This window comes from Micrococcus sp. HMSC31B01 (assembly GCF_001816085.1).
Taxonomy (GTDB): Bacteria; Actinomycetota; Actinomycetes; order Actinomycetales; family Micrococcaceae; genus Micrococcus; species Micrococcus luteus.
In genome coordinates this window covers 1-2,006 of record NZ_KV825393.1, presented here as the reverse complement: position 1 = coordinate 2,006, position 2,006 = coordinate 1, and the positions used below count along the sequence as shown (strand labels likewise).

Annotated in this window: 2 protein-coding genes and 1 pseudogene; 2 read left to right on the top strand and 1 reads right to left on the bottom strand. The window is 74.1% G+C overall.

Annotation, left to right across the window (positions count from 1 at the left end):
• Positions 1-636, bottom strand: a pseudogene (locus tag HMPREF3105_RS11275) (M3 family metallopeptidase); the annotation flags it as partial.
• 99 nt (positions 637-735) lie between these two features.
• Here HMPREF3105_RS11275 and HMPREF3105_RS11270 point away from each other — a divergent pair.
• Positions 736-1,497 (top strand): YebC/PmpR family DNA-binding transcriptional regulator, encoded by a 762-nt coding sequence (locus HMPREF3105_RS11270; protein ID WP_036317934.1) that lies wholly within the window; start codon positions 736-738, stop codon positions 1,495-1,497.
• 47 nt (positions 1,498-1,544) lie between these two features.
• Positions 1,545-2,006, top strand: a 462-nt coding sequence (ruvC, locus tag HMPREF3105_RS11265) for a crossover junction endodeoxyribonuclease RuvC (protein ID WP_070709660.1), incomplete at its 3' end; no start/stop codon positions are given.

Sequence of the window (2,006 nt, the reverse complement as noted above, 5' to 3'; positions counted from 1 at the left end):
CGCCCCCGCCGCCGCGGCCAGGTCGTCCTCGCTCAGACCGGCCAGGCGCTCGCGGTCCGTGACGAGCACGGCGCGGGCGGCGGTGTCCGCGACGAGGCGGCGCGTGTAGGCGGCCGAGAGGGACGCCAGCTCCGTGTTGATCCCGCGCAGCTCCTCGCGCGCGGCCTCGTCCAGGTCCGCCCCCGCCAGGGAGAGGCGCAGGCGCAGCGTCTCCAGCAGGCGGGCGTCCTCGCCCGTGAGGCCGCCGTCGTCGATCGAAGCGGCGCGCGCCGCCAGCCGCGGGTCCAGCAGGATCGCGTCCTCGTGGGCCGCGAGCTCGGGGGAGAGCTCCTCGGCCAGGGCCTGCCGCGCATCCGTGCCGTCCGAGCCGACGAGCGTGAAGAACATCGCGGCGGAGCGGCGCAGCAGCTGGCCGGACAGCTCGAGCGCACGGACGGTGTTCTCGAAGGTCGGCGCCGTGGCCGCCCCGAGGATCTGGTCGACCTCGGCGCGCTGGGCCGCCATCCCCGCGCGCACGGCCTCGGCCAGCTGCGCGTCGGAGACGGCGGAGAAGTCGGGCAGCCCGTAGGGCAGGTCGGAGGGGGTCGCCAGCGGGTGGTCGGCGGGCAGGACGGAGGGCGCGGAGGTGTGGGTCATGGGCGCGAGTGTAGTCAGCCGTGATCCGCGCCACCCCACCGGGCGTCGCTAGACTGGGCGGTCGAGCCAGCAGACGAGATCCAGACCTGAGGAGGCGTGATGGCAGGACATTCCAAGTGGGCGACCACCAAGCACAAGAAGGCCGTCATCGACGCGCGGCGCGCCAAGGCGTTCGCGAAGTACATCAAGAACATCGAGGTCGCGGCACGTGCCGGCGGACCCGACGTCGCCGGCAACCCCGCCCTCGACCTGGCCGTGTCCAAGGCCAAGAAGGCCTCGGTGCCCAACGACAACATCGACCGCGCCGTCAAGCGCGGCGCCGGCCTCACCGGCGAGGTCATCGACTACGCCGAGATCATGTACGAGGTCCGCGGCCCCCAGGGCTCGGCGCTGCTGGTCGAGTGCCTGACCGACAACAAGAACCGCGCCGCCGCGGACGTGCGCGCGGCCGTCACCCGCAACGGCGGCACCATGGCCGACTCCGGCTCCGTCTCCTTCCTCTTCGAGCGCAAGGGCCTCGTGCGCCTGCCCGCCGAGGGCAACACCGAGGACGGCCTGCTCGAGGCCGTGCTCGAGGGCGGCGCCGACGCCGAGGAGGTCGTCGTCTCCGGCGACTCCTTCGAGATCCTCTCGGACCCCTCCGACCTGCAGTCCGTGGCCAAGGCCCTCGACGAGGCGGGCGTGGAGTACGAGTCCGACGAGCTCGAGTTCGTCCCCACCATGAAGGTGGACCTGGACGCGTCGGGCGCCCGCACCTTCCTCAAGCTGGCCGATGCCCTCGAGGACCTCGACGACGTCCAGAACGTCTTCTCGAACGTGGACATCGCCCCCGAGGTCCTCGCCGAGCTCGACGAGGACTGATCGCGCTGAGCGCGCGCCGGCCCGCCGACGTCGTCCGGATCCTCGGGGTGGACCCGGGGCTCACCCGCTGCGGGATCGCCGTGGTGGACGTGGACGCGCGACGGCGGGCCGCGCTCGTCCACGTCGAGGTCACGGGCACCCCGCCCACCGCCCCCCTGGACCAGCGCCTCCTGCGCATCGACGAGGCCGTCTCCGCGGTCCTCGCCGCGCACCGGCCCGATCGCGCCGCCGTCGAGCGCATGTTCGCGAACACGAACACGCCGACCGTGCTGGGCACGGCCCAGGCCGCGGGCGTGGCGATCGCCGCGGCCGCGCGCGCCGGCGTCCCCGTGGGCCTGCACACCCCCTCCGAGGTCAAGGCCGCCGTCACCGGACACGGCGATGCGGGCAAGGAGCAGGTCACCACGATGGTCACCCGGATCCTCCGCCTCGACGCCCCGCCGCGCCCGGCCGACGCGGCCGACGCCCTCGCCTTGGCCATCGCCCACGGCTGGCGCGGCACCGCCCTC